We start from the raw sequence: 18,755 nt of genomic DNA, 5'->3' as shown, positions 1-18,755 counted from the left end.
ATTAGGTTTAAATAGATAAACCCATCACACAAAGCAAAAAAGTATAGCATAACGAGGGTATGGAAAAAGAAGAAACTATAAAGCAAATCGATTTACGATTAGTATTGAAGAGGATAGGAGAGCATAAAAAGCTATACTATATAATATTACCAATCGTAATTATACTGTCATCATACATTATTTTGTGTGTACCAAGAACTTACACAAGTGAAACAGCTATGGCGCCAGAAGTAACTTCTGGTATGGACGCTGATGCCCTTGGAGATATTGCGTCATCTTTTGGATTTGATTTACCGACAGGGAAAAATACAGATGCTATATCCCCTTTACTCTACCCAGACCTCATGAAAGATAATGGCTTTGCTACAACACTTTTCAAAGTGAACGTAGAGACCATTGATAAGAAAATTCATACTGACTATTATAATTATCTTAAATATCACACGAAAACAACTTGGTGGGAGAAATGTCAAGTATGGTTAACTAAGCAATTAGCACATAAGGACACTGTTAATTCTGTTCCAGAGAAATTTGATCCTTATCAGCTATCTAAAACTGATAAAGCTCTTGTCGAGGGAATGAGAAACAATATTAAAATCAACACTGACAAAAAAACTGGTATTATAACTATTGCTACTATAGACCAAGATCCAATGGTAGCTAAGATACTTGCTGATGCTACTAGAGCTCAACTACAGAAGTACATTATCGAATACAGAACAAAGAAGTTAAGAAACGATGTCGAACATTATCAAAGCCTTGTAAACCAAGCAAAAAAGACTACGAAAAGGTTCGTAAGGAATATGGAAAGATTAGTGATGCAGATATGGATGTTGTATTAGAAAGCGTAAGACTAAAACAAAATGATTTAGAGAACGACATGCAACTGAAATATAACACCTATACTACCCTCGTAGCACAACTAAAAGCTGCTGACGCTAAACTACAAGAGCATACCCCAGTTTTCACGACTATCCAGGGTGCAGAGGTGCCTGTTAAACCATCAGGACCTAAGAGAGTACTGTTTGTATTAGGGTCATTTTTCGTTGCGTTCCTTGTTGTTACAATTTACGCAATACGTGATTTAATGTTTGCCGAATAATGTTTTCTTTTTTTAGTAACAAAAATACAGTTAAGAACGAAAAGAATGGAGTAACGACCATAACTTCTAACACATTCGTATTATTTCTACGAATGTTGTTTATGACAGTGGTCAGTCTCTATACGGTACGCTGCGTGTTAAATGGATTAGGAGTTGTTGACTATGGTGTCTTAAACGCAGTCGCAGGTATTGTAACTGCAAGCACATGTGTTAGTAGTGTATTAGCGCTTTCAACCCAACGATTTTATTCATTCGCAATGGGTAAAGGACAACACGAAAGATTAAGAGAGATTTTCTCGACAAGTTTCAACTTGGTTATTATTTTATCAATTATACTTCTCATTATATTTATCACTTTAGGTCCATGGTTTGTCAACACACAATTAAACATTCCTCCTAGTAGACAATCTGCTGCACAATGGTTACTAATATTATCTCTTATATCATTTATCTTTAGCATTCTACAGATTCCTTATATGGGAGCAGTATTTGCGCATGAGGATATGGAGATTTATGCTTTGATTTCAATTCTGGATTGTATATGCAAACTTATAGTCGCTGTTAATATAAAGAACACCCCTATTAACAATCTTATATTTTATGGAATAGGTTTCGCTGTTATAGCTCTGTTTGATTTAATTGCTTATATTATCATTGCTAAACATAAGTATAAAGAATGTAACTACATAAAAGTTACATCAAAAGAGACATTGAAGGAATTAATTTCTTTCTCTGGTTGGACATTTTATGGGTCTGTTGCAGGAGTTTGTATGACACAAGGAAGTACTATCTTACTAAATATATTCTTCGGTCCTATCATTAATGCAGCCTTTAACATTGGGAATCAAGTGTTCAATGCGCTAAGTACACTCAGTAATAGTATTGTTTTTGCCTTTCGTCCTGCAATGATAAAAGCTTACTCAGGAGAGAATTACAACTATTTAGAGAAGCTTTTTTCTATTAACAATAGGATCTTACTAAATTTACTTATTTGTATTACGGTTCCATTGTTATTAGAAACAAAGTCAATCTTAAGTTTATGGTTAGGTGATATAACGGAGGATATGGTAATATTCACACAACTATATATCATTTATGAAATCATTTTCACTATACATAATCCTATTACCATTATTATCCAGGCGACAGGAAAAGTAAGACTTTACTCTATAATTGTAGAGTCTTTGACCATATTATGCCTTCCTCTCTCATGGGTATTATTTAATATGGGATTTCCTGCTACATACTTATTTTACATAATGATTGGGATATGTTTTATAGCACATATTGCACGTTTAATAGTTTTAAAAAGTATTTATAAAGAATTCAATTTATCTAATTACGTTCTAAAGGATTTTCTTCCAGCTGTCTTAACTTTTTCTGTAACTTACGCTTGCATCTCAAGTTTTCATTTACATATACATAATGTAATATTAAGACTTCCTATTGTCTGTATCACATCAATAACGCTAACAATGCTATTAGCATATTTCATTAACTCTTCACACGAAGAACGACAGTTTATAAATAAATATATCATCAGGCAACGATAATGGGAGCTATACTTGCAGTAATCTTTACATCTACATTATTTGCATGTTTTATAGAAAAATATATGAAGCGTGCACAACTCCCTATATTTATTTTTTTAGGAGTAATGTTGATTCTTATAGCTGCTTTTCGTGAGATTGGTATAGATCCAGACTCACTTAATTATGCAATACTATATCAGAATCCTTCTAATTCTAATGTTGCAGACCATATAGAATATTCATTTACTTTAATCGCAACATTATTGAATAATATAACAGATTCGCCACATGCTATATTCTTAGTATATGCGATGATGGGAGTATCATTAAAGATGATTGCTTTTAAGAAATATTCCAATCATTATATACTAATGTTTGCTATTTATATGTGTTATTTCTATGAACTTCATGAACTTACACAAATTAGAGCTGGAGTAGCTTCTGGATTTTTTCTTATTTCAGTTTTATATACAGCAGAACGAAAAAAGAAAAAAGCAACACTTTGCATTCTTTTAGGAGCTGTATTCCATATATCCGCCATAGCACTTCTCCCAACACTCCTCCTTGGTAATAGACCTCTAAATAAGAAAGTACAATTTATTTTATATATGTCTGTTCCTATAGGTTATCTCATCTATTTTACAGGCATGTCCGTTTTATTCAACCTTGACATACCACTTATTGGAGACAAACTATCTATATATCAAGAAGCGACAGAAAAAGGAATTGCTATTGTTGAAATGGAATTATTCAATCCCGTATATTTATTAAATGTCATCATATTTTATTTCTTACTCATATTTCACGAAACGATTACACAAAAGATCAAATATTCACCACTCCTACTAAAGGTTTATGCGACAGGATTAGTTATTTACCCAGCACTGGGATTTCTACCTGTTTTATCACTACGCTTAAGTGAACTTTACTATATAGTAAACATATATATGATAGGTTCACTTTACTATACAATAAAGCCACGCTGGGCAGGACTAATTATTATCACAATAATTTGCATAAGTTTCTATGCATTTGGTCTACCTCACATAGGATTAAAAAATTTAGTAAAGATATAATTATAATGAAAGCAAGAGTCATCGCATATTATTTACCACAGTTTCATCCTATTCCTGAAAATGATGAGGCATGGGGAAAAGGATTTACGGAATGGACAAATGTCGCAAAGGCAAAGCCACAATTTAGAGGACATTATCAACCGCATATCCCAGCTGATCTTGGGTTCTACGATTTGCGTTTACCTGAAGTGAGAGAGCAGCAAGCTACGATGGCTAAAGAATGCGGCATCGAAGGTTTTTGTTATTATCACTATTGGCTGGGAAACAGTAAATTATTACTTCAGCGCCCATTTCAGGAGGTGTTACAATCAGGTAAACCTGACTTTCCGTTCTGTCTTTGTTGGGCAAACCATGAATGGACAACGAAAACCTGGCAGAAGGATGGAAAGAATAAGGTAATTGCTCCAATGGAATATGGTGGAGAACAAGATTACACTGAACATTTTAATTATGTACTTCCTGCCTTTAAAGACAATAGATATATTACAATAGATGGGAAACCAGTTTTCGTAATATATGATCCTTATCACTTTAAAGATGTAAGCATCTTTATGGTAATATGGAGAAAGTTGGCAAAAGAATGTGGACTCCCTGGAGTCTATTTTATTGCACAAATAGCTAATACGTCAACGATTAAGCGTAATGCTGATGGGACTTTAACTCGAGTCATTCCTAATTTAAAGAATAGCAAGGAAGTATATAATAATATCCTTTCTTTAGGATTTGATGGTATCAACTCTTATGGTAAATCAAGAGGAGAAATGTTCTATCAGGGTAAAACTATGCGTATAGCTAAACAGGTTTTACACAAAAAACTTTCATTCTTACCATCACTCAAATTAGATTATTCAAAAGTTGTAAGCAACTTCTTCGCTCCTGAGGATAAATGGGATAATGTATATCCCATGATTATCCCTGGTTGGGACAGAACCCCACGTGCAGGAAATAGCGAAGGGATATATATTAACTCAACACCAGAGAACTTTAAGAAACATATAAAACAAGCATTAAGCATTGTGGATTCCAAACCACAAGATCACAAGATCCTGTTTTTAAAATCGTGGAACGAATGGGGAGAAGGAAATTATGTAGAACCTAATCTGAAATTTGGACACGCTTATTTAGATGCTATAAAAGAGAACTTATTATGAAGAAAATACTTTTGACTTTTGGAACTCGCCCAGAAGCTATAAAAATGGCACCACTTATCCTTGAATTGAATAAACATCGAGATAAAGTTAAGACAATAGTTTGTGTTACTGGCCAACATCGTGAAATGCTTGATCAGGTTTTGTCTATCTTTAAAATAAAACCTGATTATGATTTAAATATCATGAGAAAAGGTCAAGACTTATATGATATTACAAGTAAGGTATTATTGGGGTTACGAGATATTTTGAATGAAACACAACCAGATATTGTGTTAGTCCATGGAGATACCACCACTTCTATGGCTGCAGCTTTAGCTGCATATTATCAACAAATACCAGTTGGACATATTGAAGCAGGATTGCGCACATATAATATATATAGTCCTTGGCCTGAAGAAATCAATCGTCAGTTAATAGGGAGAATTTCAAACTATAACTTCTCCCCTACTTCTACAAGTTCGGTTAATTTGATTAACGAAGGAGTTGATGAAAAGTCAATCCATATTACAGGAAATACTGTAATTGATAGTTTGTATTGGGTCGTTAATAAAATAAAGTCTGATAGGCAGTTAAATGTAAAACTGAAAGAAGAAATAAAAACATTTGGTTACAATATTGACAGACTACAAAGCAACAGACGTATGGTTCTAATAACTGGCCATAGACGCGAAAATCTTGGCAATGGATTTATACATATTGCACAAGCTATTCAAGAGCTTTCATCTCAATTCCCTAATGTAGATTTTGTATACCCAATGCACCTTAATCCTAATGTGCGCAAATCTATTTATGAAGTTTTGGGTAATGACTTGTCTCACTTCTCCAATATGTTCTTTATAGAACCATTAGAATATCTTAGTTTCATCTATGTGATGGAAAAAGCTGATATTGTTTTAACAGATAGTGGAGGAATACAAGAGGAGGCACCCAGCCTTAAAAAACCTGTCTTAGTAATGAGAGATACTACCGAACGCCCTGAAGCTGTTGAAGCAGGAACCGTTATTCTTGTTGGGACTGATAAAGAAAAAATTGTTAAAAATGTTAGACAATTACTTACCGACAGCACTCATTACCAACAAATGGCAAAAGCCATTAATCCGTATGGAGATGGAAAAGCCTGTGAAAGAATTGTTGAAATCCTATTAAGTATATAAAAACTAGCTTTATGAAAATTGGTTTACTCTTGCCAACTAACGTCTATTTCTGTCCTTATGTCAAGATATATACCGACATACTGGAAAAGAATAACATTCAATACGACATTATATATGCTGATAAGCGAGACCTTAAGGAAGAAGCCACCTACAGATATGCCCACAAGATAGACGACAAGGCTAACAAGGTGGTAAAACTGTTATATTACTGGAACTACTCACGCTTCCTAATCAAAAAAATAAAAAAGGAACATTACGACAAACTTATAGTCTTTGGTCCACAGATTGGAATCTTTTTAAAGTCATTTTTAAGAAAGTATTACAGAAATAGATTCATTCTAGATTATCGTGACTTATCTATTGAGCAGCAGTTTAAAGGCACTTATGCTAAACTTATGAGTTTATCAGCTCTACATGTAGTTTCGTCGCCAGGTTTCCTAAAATGTCTTCCTAATGTGTGTAGTTCCGTGTTAAGTCATAATCTTGATATAAACATTTTAGAGCAAGCCATAAAAGAAAACAACTTGTCCGACACCATCCACAATGAGCACATTAATGTTCTGACAATAGGTGGTATTAGAGACTACGAGCAAAACGCTGCTATTATCTCTTCTTTAGGAAATAAAAAGATTTCTTGATCTCGTTTGTTGGCAGAGGTAATGATGCATCTAGATTAGAAGCATTCGCTATACAAGAAAACTATAACAATGTAACTTTCTCTGGCTATTACGCCAAAAAAGACGAGCCTTCGATCATACAGCAATGTACATTGATGAATATATTCTATCCACGTAAGTTGTCACACGACACAGCTCTTTCTAACCGCTTTTATAATTCTATCTTCTTCAGAAAGCCAATGATTACTACCGCCAATACCATTCAAGGAGAATACACTAAGAATTATAAACTAGGGCTTGCAATAAATGACACAACAAATTTAGCTGAGAACATAAAGGAATATCTTAATACTTTCGACAAAGAGGAATATGAGAAAAATAGAAGGAAACTATTAAAAACTTTCCTTTCCGACTATAAAATATTCGAGGAGAAAGTCCTTACCTTCTGTAAATAACCTTGTTCTTTATATTTCCTATTATTAGCGTCCGATAAAAGTTTAAAACAATTTGCTGTCACATCTTTCTATAGTTCTAATCTTCTCACTCTTATCGTGTTAGCGAATGATTGTATATGACAGAAATGACAGCAACTTTTAAACTTACATGCTATACGTAATGAACCAAAATAATCATATTTAGCATGATAGATAGTACTTTCTGCTATATCCGAAACTCAAAAAGTTTATAGAGATATTTGAGCGCTATCAAGAATTGATTACTATATATTCCATTCTCGCGACAGGCACGAGTATCTTCCTGCAAAAGTAAGCGGTGGCTATGAAATCCATTCGTACTTGCACCGCCATTGCGCATTGTAACAAAGTCAAGATTAAGATATTTCGACTTAATCTTATGGACACAAAACATGCGAACAACTATCTCGAAGTCGGCACCTATCTTATAATCAAGCTTGTAAGGACCTACTTTTTGATAGACCTCACGCCGTACATACAATGAGGGATGGGCTGGCATAAAACCAAAACGAACCCAAAAAGGGGAGAAGATTTTTGATGAATAATAGCGCGTAACCTTATCTGGCTCACCGTCATGAATAAAGTGTATGTCGCCATACACAGCTTCTAAAGTCTCATCTTCAAATGGTTTTGCTAACTTAGAAACTACATCGTAAGACGTAAAATAATCATCAGAATTAAGGATTCCAATAACGTCTCCCGTAGCCATTGCTATCCCTTTATTCATTGCATCATATATACCATGATCTTTCTCAGATACCCATTTCACAGAATGAGAGGTCGTCTTTGAGGCGTATGCTCGTATAATATCTACCGTTGAGTCCATCGAACCACCATCTATTATAATGTGTTCAATATTGCGATAATCCTGTCGCAAGACAGAATCTAAGGTATCTTGAAGCGTTTTCTCACTATTAAAAGTTGCTGTAATAATAGATATTTTCATTCTATAAAATATTAGATTTGTTTACACAGTTCCTCATCAAAAGCCTTCTCTTAAATGAATATTAATACTGAATGAGACCATTTAATTATTAGTACTTCCTACTTTAACGATTTGTTTACACTTCTGATGTGCTATATAAACACATAAAGCTCAATTGCCAACAAAAGTACAAAAAGAAAATGACATACAAGACTAATCTGAAGGATAAAAGTCTCGACTAAAGACAAAACAACAATTAAAACATTCTAACACTATAATACAATATAATTACAAAAAAAGAGTTTATAGAAGAGGTAATACTTAACAAAATGTCGACATATACTTTAATCAGTCTTTTTGCATTTACCATGAGTGCTGTTTGTGGATTCATTATGATTCCACAAATTCTCTCGTTCTGCAAGAAGCGGAAATTATACGACACACCTGATGCCAGAAAAATACACAAGAATGCTATTCCGCGTTTAGGTGGTGTCTCTTTTATGCCCAGTATGCTGATTGCTACGGTCGTTGCGCTATTGGCATGGGTCTATACCAGCAAAGGTAGCAAGATTGGTGTCAGCCCATGGAGCATCTTCTTTGGTGTGGGTATCACCGTTATTTATATAACGGGAGTAATTGATGATATCTTCGGTATGAGGGCAAGGATAAAACTTCTCATGCAAATTATTGTGGCGAGTCTACTACCAATGTCTTATCTCTATATCAATAACCTCTATGGCTTCTTAGGTTTTTATCAGATTTCATCGGTCGTAGGGACAGTGTTAACTATTGGCGTATTGATCTTTATCATGAATGCTATCAATCTGATAGATGGTATTGATGGACTATCTGCAAGCCTTACACTCATTGCGTTATGCGGTCTTTTCTATATCTTCCAACGTGAACAGATATGGGTCTACTGCATCCTTATTGCTGGATTGATGGGTGTATTGATTCCTTTCCTTTATCATAACATCTGGGGAAAACAGGAAAAGAACCAAAAGATATTCATGGGCGACTCTGGTAGTCTGACACTTGGTTACATCCTCGGCGTGCTACTGATAAAGTTTTGTATGTACAACCCCCAAGTCATGCCTTACCAGAAGGGCGCAACCCTCCTTTCCGTGACCTTACTCCTCGTGCCTACTTTCGATGTCTTTAGAGTTATCATCGTACGAGTCCTCCATCGCAAACCAATTTTCCGAGCGGATAAGAACCATATCCACCACAAGCTGATGCGTGCAGGACTGACCCAACATCAGGCATTGATAAGCATCATCACACTGTCGATAATCTTTATTATTATCAATCTTTCACTTTTCAATCATCTTGTTGTGACGTGGATTATTGCGATAGATATTATTATCTATACTGTCTTCCACTATATACTTGACATCTTTATAAGAAAGAAGGGAGTCCCTTCGTTTGTCGAATAAAAAGAAAGGTAACATTCAAGGTTTGTTGTCAGTATCTGTAATTTAGAAGTCTTCTGGGTGTGTATTTCCTCAATGACAGAAAGCCTATTGGCTGGCTTAGCAGAATATCTGACGATTGATATCTTGGAAACGATAGCTAAGTTTGCAGGAAGTAGTATGGACGCAGGAAGATGATAGCCGTCATGAAATTGCTTACAGGAGAATTCTGGTTCTATAACGAATCGTGTGGGTAAATAGTTTTCCCTTGCCAGCATTCCTATGTTTAATGGCTTTATGGCTGAACAGAAGAAGACGAATTAATCTACAAAGAATAAAGGAGTTTGAGCTGAACAAGCTTCTACACACCTCCTGTTTATTCTTAGTATTACAACGTTTTGCTCACAATTCATCTCCTGTCATCCTTGATATCATAGTGAATTTAACCCTCCGCACATGTGGTGTTAACCCTCCGCACCATATGTGCTGAGCATTCGCACAACATGTGCAGAGTATCAGCACCACAGCAAATGATGATAAACATTCACGAACATTGTATGAAATAAGACCTTAAAACATCCTATTTCGTTGGCTAAAGAGTAAAACGCTAAAACTAAACTGAACAAATAACTTCTTTCTATGAATACAACAGATATTATTCTAATCGGGTCAAACAACCCACACGATTCGTTATAGAGCCAGAATTCTCACAAATCAGATTAACAATCTTTGATACCATATTAAACTAACGCTTTTAAGCCATGTTTGGTTAGTAGAATATGTTCGAAAGCGAACAATACCAAAAGTGGGGAAGTTTATTTATTCGGATTACTTTTGGCTATTTGATAAGAAAGTATTACTTTGCATCGGTTTTCAGAATGGAAGCTAAGGGGTGCTTGCCTGTTTGGGCTTGCTGAGATTATACCCATTGACCTGATACGGATAATGCCGTCGTAGGAAGATACCCCCTTTTTATTTATCTTAAATCATCAATCTGGGATATGAAAAGAGTTATCCTGTTTACTGCTGCATTGACTTGTGTTACTGTGGCAAAGGCACAAACAGCGTCTGACACGCTGAAACAACAACAGCTTGACGAGGTCGTTGTGGCGGGTGTTCGTGTGCCGAAGAGTGCACCTTACGCCGTGTCTAATATTAAAAAGAAAGAACTTGATGTTTTTTCTAAGAGTGGACGTGAGATGCCATTCCTCCTCGCACAGACTCCAGGGGTATTGGCTTGGGGCGAGAACGGACTCGGAACGGGTACGGCAGCAATGCGCATCCGTGGTGCTGCTGGTAGTAGAATCAATATCACCTTAGACGGAGTTTCGCTCAATTCACCTGAAGATCAGACGGTTTTCTGGGCGAACATGAACTCATACGCATCACTCATGGGTAGTGTACAGATACAACGTGGTATCGGGACATCAACCAATGGCGACGGTGCTTTCGGTGGTTCTGTGTCATTGGCAACGAGTACACCTGACAGAGAGCCGAGTGTGGAAGTAAGTGGTTCGTATGGCTCATACAATACTTATAACGCTGGCATGAAGTTCTCTACGGGTCTGCTTTTTAACCATCTTGTCTTTGACGGAGCCTATCACGAGACGGCAACAGACGGATATATCCACGGCACAAGTGGACGTTCGGGATCATACTATGGTGGATTGACTTGGTTGGCGGATAACTTCCGCATCAGTTATAAGAATATCGGTAACTTCGAGAAGACCGGACAGGCATGGAATGGTGTCGTCACGGGTAGCAATGACCTGAGTTTGATGGATGGTACCTACGGTGCGAAGACGGGTATCACAACTTATAAGGATATGTATGAGAGAGGGTTAGGTAAGTTCAATCAACTCTACGAATACTTGCAGACCGATGCTAACGGCGCCTTCGTTAAGGATGCTAATGGCAACTATCAGACAGCTCGTTACACGATGCGTGACGGTTCGTTCTGGAATAAGACGACAGATAACTTCTATCAGAATCATAACCTTCTGTCGTTTTCTTTCCATCCTTCCACACACTGGAGCCATAACGTAACCCTGCATTACACCTACGGTTACGGCTATTATAGCGAATTCAAGCATAATGCAAAGTTTGCTAAATTCGGCTTGGCGTTCACTGACAGCAATGGTAAGTTTATCAAGAAGTCTGACTTTGTACGCCTGAAAGGTTTGTCACAACACACCTACGGCATCGTTTACACCAGCAATTACAAGGACGAGAACTGGGACGTAACGGGCGGACTGAACCTGCAGCAGTTCCGTGGCAGTCATTTCGGCTACCTTACTTATATAAAGAATGAGGAGGCAGATGCGAAGTATCGCGCTGGTGGCAATGATTATAAGTATTATGACTCTAAGGCACATAAGTATGATTACAGTGGATTCTTCAAGGCAAAATACAACTTTGCAGACTATTGGAACGTGTTTATGGACCTGCAGATTCGTCATGTGGAATATATGACCGATGGTCAGAACGACCGTTTCTATAAGGTCGGAAGTGGCTATCAGAACCAGCTCTTAGACATCAGCGAGCGTTATGACTTCGTCAATCCGAAAGCGGGAATCAGCTATTATCGTGGTGGTCACAAGGCTTACGCATCTATTGCGCATGCCAGTCGTGAGCCAGAACGTAATAACTTCACCAATAACGGTAGTTATCCTGCACCATCGCCAGAGCGTATGATGGATATCGAAATGGGCTATCAATACGATGGTCGCAACTGGAGAGCAGGGGTGAACCTCTATTATATGGACTATAACAACCAGTTTGTACAGACGGGTGCGCAGAGTGATATCGGTGAGAATCTTACCACAAACATCAAGAGCAGCTATCGTATGGGTGCTGAGATTGAGGCTGGATGGAGCCCACTGTCATGGTTGACCGTTGAGGGTAACGCTGCCTTAAGCCGTAATATTATCAAGGACTTTGACGAGATGGCAAGTGTTGATTGGGAGTCTTCATTCCGTAAGATTCATTACAACCACTCTACTTTGGCTTTCTCACCATCAGCCATCCTCAATGGTATGCTCAATCTTCATTACAAAGGCTTTGAGGCTGTATGGCATACTAACTTCGTCAGTCGTCAGTATCTGGATAATACAGAGAACGTGACTCGTTCGTTACCATGCTATTCACAGACGAATATCAACCTTAGCTACACCCTCTGTTCTACGAAGCACATCGCTGGTCTGAAGGAAGCTGTCTTCGGTGTGAACCTCAACAACATTTTCAACCGCCATTATGCAGCCAGTGGATGGGTGTATAGCTCTATCCTCGATAATAACGGTCACCCTAACGAGAACCGTTATACGCAGATTGGTTTCATCCCGATGGCAGGGTTTAATATGATGGGAAGTGTTACGTTGAAGTTTTAAATAGAACAAGACAGCAACAAAAACTACCAACTGGCCCCTCCCCTTTCCCCTCCCCCGAAGGGAGGGGCGTAGATAGCGAGATACCCCTTGTAATTAACATGAGTCTATAAGTAGACATGTTTACATGTAAACAAGTTGTCCTGCTTGAGTGTTGACTCTTTTTTACAAGCAATCTACAAGCATACGGTACATTTTACGCCCCTCCCTTTGGGGGAGGGGAAGGGGGAGGGGCCAGTTGGTGGGTAGTTTGTTATTGGTTTGTTATTGATCGCTTTTCTTTCATATTTATTATGACATTAGACATGCTGGGCTGCATCGTTGGCCTAATTTACATTTATCAAGAATACAAAGCGAGTATATGGCTTTGGTTGACAGGTGTTATCATGCCCCTCATCTATATGTTTGTCTATTACGAAGCAGGACTATACGCTGACTTCGGGATGCAGATATATTATACATTAGCGGCTATCTATGGTTTTTTGTATTGGAAGTTTGGACGAAAGAAAGACGAGAAAGAGATTCCAATCACACACTATCCGCATCGGTTGATACTCCCTTCCGTCCTTATCTTCCTCGGTCTATGGAGTGTACTCTACTTAGTCCTCACCCACGCCACTAACTCCACCGTACCTGTATTAGACAGCTTTGGCAATGCACTCAGCTTCATCGGCTTGTGGGCTTTAGCAAAGAAATACATTGAGCAATGGTGGATATGGATTGTCGTTGACATCGAACTGGCAGGACTTTATATATATAAGGAGATTCCTTTCACCGCAGGATTATATGCTTTCTATGCTGTTATTGCTGTGGCAGGGTACTTTAAGTGGAGAAGGAGCCTCCCCCAACCCCTCCGAAAGGAGGGGAGTACAAATAGGGAAGATCTCCCCTAACCCATTAGAAGGGAAGGGTATATATCGAAATGAAGACCTCCCCTAACCCCTCCGAAAGAGGGGGATGCCTAACGGGATAAAGGTTCCTTCAGGGTTCTTCAAATATATTCATAGGCTGAAGAAGAAGTTATCGAAAGGAATAATACCATATAAAGTATCTCGAAAGAGAGAAAGAATAGAATAAGAATAGCAAGATAAATAGAATAAGAATAGCAAGATAAATGATTATCAATTATAAAGAGAATAATAAGAACGGACAACATCAACACATTCCCAACGAGCACCCCGTTAGGCTTTCCCCTCCTTCGGAGGGGTTAGGGGAGGTCTCTTCGATTAGGCACTCCCCTCCTTTCGGAGGGGTTGGGGGAGGCTTTAGTGTCGTCATCCTTGCTGCAGGTGACTTTCCAACCCATGTCATACCCCTTCGTGTTTTACGAACTGCGAAGAATTTGATTGTATGTGATGGTGCTTTGGAGAACCTACTTGAATATGAAATAGAACCAACGGCAGTCGTGGGGGATGGTGACTCACTCTCTGATACGCTAAAACAACGCTATGCACACATCTATCACCCTATCTCTGAACAAGAGTTTAACGATCTCACTAAGGCTACTCTCTTTGCTCGCTCACATCTGAAGATGGATGCATCGACACATATGCGACCCCGCTTCTGTTACCTCGGAGCAACGGGCAAACGTGAGGACCACACACTGGGGAACATCTCGCTTATGCTCTACTACCATCGGCAGTTAGGCATCGACCCTGTGATGATTACCGACTATGGTTACTTTGTCGTAGCATCGGGCACAACTCGCTTTGATTCCTTCCCTGGACAGCAAGTCAGCATCTTCAATACAACCTGCAAAGAGTTGAACAGCATCGGACTGAAATGGGATATCTACCCTTTCAACGAGCTATGGCAGGGAACACTGAACGAAGCTCTATCAAATGAATTTACCATCCATGCGGATGGTGATTACCTCATCTATCGCACCCATAAAATATAAGAACCTTTTTCTACAAATCAATAATGCCATATCTTCAGCCGCAAAGGTTCGTTGATATGGCTTTCTATATAAATGAATGTAAGAAGTTTTGCTATACTAAGAGACTTCTTTTCCAAAGACTACAAACAAAGGAGTTTACTTCACAACGACCTTTAAAGGCTTACTGACCTGACGCTTCGCAAAAACACTTGCTATAGGCTTTTCAATCTTAACACCACCCAAAGTATAATAAGCAACTGGAGAATTGTCAACAGCTACAATAGTCGTTGGGACTACCTTTGTAAACGATACGGTTATCGTAGCTACATCAATCATCTATTCGGGACGTTACTTGTTAAGAAGTGTTTTTCCTTTTTAACGAATAATAAAAACCTTTCCTTTATTGAAGTAAAAGACTAACTTTGCTTGTATATATAATGTGTACAATTAACAAGCTTATAAAACTAAAAGCATAAAACTATATTTACAATGAAAAGTTTAAAAGATATTCTGCCTTGGGAAGAACGTCCAGAAGGATGCAAGGATGTGATGTGGCGTTATTCAAAGAACCCAATCATTGATCGTTATCATATTCCAACATCAAACAGTATCTTCAATAGTGCTGTTGTTCCTTTTGAGGACGGCTTCGCTGGAGTATTCCGTTGTGACAACAAGGCGGTACAGATGAACATCTTTGCTGGTTTCAGTAAGGATGGTATCAACTGGGAAATCAATCACGAGCCTATCAAGTTTGAGGCTGGTAACACTGAAATGATAGAGTCAGAGTACAAGTATGACCCACGTGTTACATGGATTGAGGACCGTTATTGGATTACTTGGTGCAACGGTTATCACGGACCAACCATCGGTATTGCTTACACCTTCGACTTCAAGAAGTTCTATCAGTGTGAGAATGCTTTCCTTCCATTCAACCGTAATGGTGTGCTCTTCCCAGAGAAGATTAACGGAAAATATGCGATGTTGAGCCGTCCAAGCGACAATGGTCATACTCCTTTCGGTGACATCTACATCAGCTTCAGCCCAGATATGAAGTATTGGGGCGAGCATCGTTGTGTGATGAAGGTTACTCCTTTCCCAGAGAGTGCATGGCAGTGTACAAAGATTGGTGCTGGTTCAGTTCCTTTCTTGACAGACGAGGGTTGGTTGCTCTTCTATCATGGTGTAATCACTACTTGTAATGGTTTCCGTTATTCAATGGGTGCAGCTATCCTTGATAAGGACAATCCAGAGAAGGTACTCTATCGTACCCGTCCATATCTTCTTGCACCAAATGCACCTTACGAGTTGCAGGGTGACGTGCCAAACGTTGTCTTCCCATGTGCTGCTTTGCAGGATGGCGAGCGCGTAGCAGTTTACTATGGTGCAGCTGATACAGTCGTTGGTATGGCGTTTGGCTATATTAAGGACATCGTAGAGTTCACAAAGAACAATAGCATTTTATAAGGTGTTAAGTGTTGGGTGTTGGGTGTTGATGAATTGTTAGGTGATAGGTGTTGAATATTGTGTGGGAATGAATTGCTTAGAAGTAAATAATGATAGCCTCATCACAATTCATCAACACCTATCACCTAACACCTAACACCCACTACCCAACAATTCATCACCACCTATCACCCATCACCCAACACCCAAATGAATCATAAATTCCTATTAGTACTACTCCTTTCCTTGTCTTTTCTTTTGCTGAAGGCGGCTGACAAGGGTGGGGAAGAGCCTGTCGACCTTGTCAATCCATTTATTGGAACATCTAATTTTGGTACAACTAATCCGGGAGCAGTATGCCCTAACGGATTGATGTCAGTTGTGCCATTCAACGTAATGGGTTCCGATTTGAACAAATTTGATAAGGATGCACACTGGTGGTCAACTCCTTACGAGTATCATAACGTCTTTTTCACGGGCTATTCTCATGTCAATCTGAGTGGTGTGGGCTGTCCAGAAGTAGGCTCATTGTTGCTTATGCCAACGACAGGAAAGTTGAACGTTGATTATAAGGAGTACGGTAGTACATACGACAAGGAGGTTGCTCATCCCGGTTATTATTCTAATCACTTGGTAAAGTATAATGTGAAGACAGAGGTAACAGCCACTCCTCGCAGTTCTGTTGCACGTTTCACATTCCCGAAAGGAGAAAGTCATATCTTGTTAAACCTCGGTGAGGGTTTGACAAATGAGACCGGTGCAATGGTGAAGAAGGTGAGCGACACAGAGTATGAGGGTATGAAACTGCAGGGTACATTCTGTTATAACCCACAGGCAGTATTCCCAATTTACTTCGTGATGCGTGTCAGCAAGAAACCAACAGAGGCTGGCTATTGGAAGAAGCAGCGCCCGATGACAGGCGTTGAGGCTGAGTGGGATGTTGACAATGGCAAGTATAAGCTCTATAAGACTTACCACAAGGAACTCTCAGGCGATGATATTGGTGTGTGGATGAACTTCGATACTGAGGCTGACGAGCAGGTGGAGGTACAGATGGGTGTGTCATTCGTAAGTATGGCAAACGCTCGTGAGAATCTTGAAGCTGAACAGCGTGGAAAGAACTTCGATGCTATTCACGCAGAGGCTCGTAAGAAGTGGAATGATGACCTGTCTCGCATCCTCGTTGAGGGAGGCTCAAAGACAGAGCGCACCATCTTCTATACCGCTCTTTATCATACACTTATCCATCCAAATATCTTGCAGGATGTCAACGGACAGTACCCTGCTATGGAGAGCAATGAGATTCGCACGGTGAAGGAAGGCAATCGTTATACAGTCTTCTCGCTCTGGGATACCTATCGCAATGTGCATCAGTTGCTTACGTTGGTTTATCCAAATCGTCAGCGTGATATGATTCGTTCGATGATTGGAATGTACGAGGAGCATGGCTGGATGCCAAAGTGGGAACTCTTTAGTCGTGAGACTTACACGATGGAAGGCGACCCAGCTATTCCCGTTATTGTTGACTCTTGGTTGAAAGGTCTGCGTGGTTACGATATTAACAAGGCTTACGAAGCCTTCCGCAAGTCGGCTCTGACAAAGGGAAGTGAGAACCCTTTGCGCCCAGATAACGACGAATATATGGAGAAGGGATATGTTGCCTTGCACGAACAGTTCGACAACTCTGTTTCTCACGCACTCGAATATTACATTGCTGACAATGCTCTTTCACGTTTGGCTACGGCCTTGGGTAAGAAAGACGATGCTCGTTTGTTCCACAATCGTGCTTTGAGTTATCGCCATTACTTCAGTAAGGAATATGGTATGTTGCGCCCATTAATGCCAGATGGTACCTTCTATAAGCCTTTCGATCCTAAACAAGGCGAGAACTTTGAACCATCTCCGGGCTTCCACGAAGGTAATGCTTGGAACTATACTTTCTACGTTCCGCATGATGTAATGGGGCTTGCAAAGCTCATGGGAGGACAGAAAAACTTTGTAAACAAGCTCCAGAGTGTGTTTGATAAGGGTTATTATGACCCAGCAAACGAGCCTGATATTGCTTACCCTCACCTCTTCTCTTATTTCAAGGGCGACGAGTGGCGTACACAGGTGCAGACCCGCAGACTCTTGAAGGAGTACTTCAAGAATGCACCAGAGGGAATCCCGGGCAATGACGACACTGGAACCATGTCGGCATGGGCAATCTTTAATATGATAGGATTCTATCCTGACTGTCCGGGCGACCCATCTTACACGCTCACCTCACCAGTCTTTGACAAGGTGACAATCCGTTTGGATAAGGCACAGTGGGGCAGAGATAACCTCGTGATTGAGACTGTTCGTCCAAATGATGAGGCTGTTATTATCAAGAAGATGGAGTTAGGTGGTAAGCCATTGAACCGCTATCGCATCACGAATGACGAGCTGTTGAAGGGTGGTTCATTGAAGTTCTATCTGAAATAATATAGTGCTGTCGGATAAGCATTTCACACATCTGTAAGCAATTCGCTTCTTATTACATTATATATAATGACAATAACAGACATTGTTTGCCGTTTTCTGTTACTGTTCGGAGGCTTAGCACGAGTTGTGCGGATACTTAGCA

The 18,755-nt window shown here is 39.2% G+C and carries 16 protein-coding genes; 14 read left to right on the top strand and 2 right to left on the bottom strand.

Features of this window, described 5'->3' with window-relative positions; translation table 11 throughout:
* The first annotated feature begins 59 nt into the window (after window positions 1–59).
* The 8 genes from J5A56_RS09285 (at window position 60) to J5A56_RS13520 (ending at window position 7,087) form a co-directional block, all read left to right on the top strand.
* Complete coding sequence (locus tag J5A56_RS09285; RefSeq protein WP_249112174.1) at window positions 60–842, top strand: hypothetical protein; 783 nt, start codon at window positions 60–62, stop codon at window positions 840–842.
* The gene (locus tag J5A56_RS13530) at window positions 827–1,102 is read left to right on the top strand and encodes a hypothetical protein (RefSeq protein ID WP_249112173.1); all 276 of its coding nucleotides are present in this window, start codon (window positions 827–829) and stop codon (window positions 1,100–1,102) included. Before J5A56_RS09285 ends, J5A56_RS13530 begins: the two co-directional genes overlap by 16 nt.
* Window positions 1,102–2,655 (top strand): oligosaccharide flippase family protein, encoded by a 1,554-nt coding sequence (locus J5A56_RS09280; RefSeq protein WP_021671922.1) that lies wholly within the window; start codon window positions 1,102–1,104, stop codon window positions 2,653–2,655. The genes J5A56_RS13530 and J5A56_RS09280 overlap by 1 nt, the downstream gene beginning before the upstream one ends.
* Window positions 2,655–3,710, top strand: a complete 1,056-nt coding sequence (locus tag J5A56_RS09275; RefSeq protein ID WP_021671921.1) for an EpsG family protein — start codon at window positions 2,655–2,657, stop codon at window positions 3,708–3,710. The genes J5A56_RS09280 and J5A56_RS09275 overlap by 1 nt, the downstream gene beginning before the upstream one ends.
* 5 nt (window positions 3,711–3,715) lie before the next feature.
* A complete protein-coding gene (locus J5A56_RS09270) occupies window positions 3,716–4,861 on the top strand; it encodes a glycosyltransferase WbsX family protein (RefSeq protein ID WP_021671920.1) in 1,146 nt (381 codons plus the stop codon).
* A complete protein-coding gene (wecB, locus tag J5A56_RS09265) occupies window positions 4,858–6,015 on the top strand; it encodes a non-hydrolyzing UDP-N-acetylglucosamine 2-epimerase (RefSeq protein ID WP_021671919.1) in 1,158 nt (385 codons plus the stop codon). Before J5A56_RS09270 ends, wecB begins: the two co-directional genes overlap by 4 nt.
* An 11-nt stretch (window positions 6,016–6,026) precedes the next feature.
* Window positions 6,027–6,653, top strand: coding sequence for a hypothetical protein (locus J5A56_RS13525; protein ID WP_249112172.1), 627 nt, complete (start codon window positions 6,027–6,029; stop codon window positions 6,651–6,653).
* Window positions 6,654–6,787: 134 nt separating this feature from the next.
* On the top strand, window positions 6,788–7,087 hold the full coding sequence (locus J5A56_RS13520; RefSeq protein ID WP_249112171.1) for a hypothetical protein: 300 nt from the start codon (window positions 6,788–6,790) through the stop codon (window positions 7,085–7,087).
* A gap of 205 nt (window positions 7,088–7,292) precedes the next feature.
* Here J5A56_RS13520 and J5A56_RS09255 read toward each other — a convergent pair whose 3' ends face one another.
* On the bottom strand, window positions 7,293–8,051 hold the full coding sequence (locus J5A56_RS09255; RefSeq protein ID WP_021671917.1) for a glycosyltransferase family 2 protein: 759 nt from the start codon (window positions 8,049–8,051) through the stop codon (window positions 7,293–7,295).
* Window positions 8,052–8,359: 308 nt separating this feature from the next.
* Between J5A56_RS09255 and J5A56_RS09250 the strand changes: the two genes are divergently transcribed.
* The 4 genes from J5A56_RS09250 (at window position 8,360) to J5A56_RS09235 (ending at window position 14,725) form a co-directional block, all read left to right on the top strand.
* Window positions 8,360–9,466, top strand: a complete 1,107-nt coding sequence (locus J5A56_RS09250) for an MraY family glycosyltransferase (RefSeq protein ID WP_036919878.1) — start codon at window positions 8,360–8,362, stop codon at window positions 9,464–9,466.
* A gap of 977 nt (window positions 9,467–10,443) precedes the next feature.
* Window positions 10,444–12,828, top strand: a complete 2,385-nt coding sequence (locus J5A56_RS09245; RefSeq protein WP_021671915.1) for a TonB-dependent receptor — start codon at window positions 10,444–10,446, stop codon at window positions 12,826–12,828.
* 290 nt (window positions 12,829–13,118) lie between these two features.
* Window positions 13,119–13,718, top strand: a complete 600-nt coding sequence (pnuC, locus tag J5A56_RS09240; RefSeq protein ID WP_021671914.1) for a nicotinamide riboside transporter PnuC — start codon at window positions 13,119–13,121, stop codon at window positions 13,716–13,718.
* Between the two features lie 221 nt (window positions 13,719–13,939).
* Window positions 13,940–14,725, top strand: coding sequence for a thiamine diphosphokinase (locus tag J5A56_RS09235; RefSeq protein WP_021671913.1), 786 nt, complete (start codon window positions 13,940–13,942; stop codon window positions 14,723–14,725).
* 135 nt (window positions 14,726–14,860) lie between these two features.
* On the opposite strand, the gene J5A56_RS09230 is transcribed toward J5A56_RS09235, so the two are convergent.
* Complete coding sequence (locus J5A56_RS09230) at window positions 14,861–15,040, bottom strand: hypothetical protein (protein WP_021671912.1); 180 nt, start codon at window positions 15,038–15,040, stop codon at window positions 14,861–14,863.
* 153 nt (window positions 15,041–15,193) lie between these two features.
* Between J5A56_RS09230 and J5A56_RS09225 the strand changes: the two genes are divergently transcribed.
* Together J5A56_RS09225 and J5A56_RS09220 are read left to right on the top strand one after the other, a co-directional pair.
* The gene (locus J5A56_RS09225; RefSeq protein ID WP_021671911.1) at window positions 15,194–16,168 is read left to right on the top strand and encodes a glycoside hydrolase family 130 protein; all 975 of its coding nucleotides are present in this window, start codon (window positions 15,194–15,196) and stop codon (window positions 16,166–16,168) included.
* A 156-nt stretch (window positions 16,169–16,324) separates the two neighbouring features.
* Entirely contained in the window at window positions 16,325–18,613 is a 2,289-nt protein-coding gene (locus J5A56_RS09220; RefSeq protein WP_255326128.1) for a GH92 family glycosyl hydrolase, read from the top strand.
* Window positions 18,614–18,755: the final 142 nt, after the last annotated feature.

Origin of the sequence: Prevotella melaninogenica, assembly GCF_018128065.1 — a bacterium.
Lineage (GTDB): Bacteria > Bacteroidota > Bacteroidia > Bacteroidales > Bacteroidaceae > Prevotella.
This window is presented reverse-complemented; position numbering and strand designations above follow the sequence as displayed.

What these genes read in the sequence shown, in the direction of transcription:
- pnuC (WP_021671914.1), top strand. Translation starts at nt 13,119, where the DNA reads ATGACATTAGACATGCTGGGCTGCATCGTTGGCCTAATTTACATTTAT.
- J5A56_RS09230 (WP_021671912.1), bottom strand. Translation starts at nt 15,040, where the DNA reads ATGATTGATGTAGCTACGATAACCGTATCGTTTACAAAGGTAGTCCCA.
- J5A56_RS09275 (WP_021671921.1), top strand. Translation starts at nt 2,655, where the DNA reads ATGGGAGCTATACTTGCAGTAATCTTTACATCTACATTATTTGCATGT.
- J5A56_RS09245 (WP_021671915.1), top strand. Translation starts at nt 10,444, where the DNA reads ATGAAAAGAGTTATCCTGTTTACTGCTGCATTGACTTGTGTTACTGTG.
- J5A56_RS09255 (WP_021671917.1), bottom strand. Translation starts at nt 8,051, where the DNA reads ATGAAAATATCTATTATTACAGCAACTTTTAATAGTGAGAAAACGCTT.
- J5A56_RS09280 (WP_021671922.1), top strand. Translation starts at nt 1,102, where the DNA reads ATGTTTTCTTTTTTTAGTAACAAAAATACAGTTAAGAACGAAAAGAAT.
- J5A56_RS09270 (WP_021671920.1), top strand. Translation starts at nt 3,716, where the DNA reads ATGAAAGCAAGAGTCATCGCATATTATTTACCACAGTTTCATCCTATT.
- J5A56_RS09225 (WP_021671911.1), top strand. Translation starts at nt 15,194, where the DNA reads ATGAAAAGTTTAAAAGATATTCTGCCTTGGGAAGAACGTCCAGAAGGA.
- J5A56_RS13530 (WP_249112173.1), top strand. Translation starts at nt 827, where the DNA reads ATGGATGTTGTATTAGAAAGCGTAAGACTAAAACAAAATGATTTAGAG.
- J5A56_RS13525 (WP_249112172.1), top strand. Translation starts at nt 6,027, where the DNA reads ATGAAAATTGGTTTACTCTTGCCAACTAACGTCTATTTCTGTCCTTAT.
- wecB (WP_021671919.1), top strand. Translation starts at nt 4,858, where the DNA reads ATGAAGAAAATACTTTTGACTTTTGGAACTCGCCCAGAAGCTATAAAA.
- J5A56_RS09250 (WP_036919878.1), top strand. Translation starts at nt 8,360, where the DNA reads ATGTCGACATATACTTTAATCAGTCTTTTTGCATTTACCATGAGTGCT.
- J5A56_RS09235 (WP_021671913.1), top strand. Translation starts at nt 13,940, where the DNA reads ATGATTATCAATTATAAAGAGAATAATAAGAACGGACAACATCAACAC.
- J5A56_RS09285 (WP_249112174.1), top strand. Translation starts at nt 60, where the DNA reads ATGGAAAAAGAAGAAACTATAAAGCAAATCGATTTACGATTAGTATTG.
- J5A56_RS13520 (WP_249112171.1), top strand. Translation starts at nt 6,788, where the DNA reads ATGAATATATTCTATCCACGTAAGTTGTCACACGACACAGCTCTTTCT.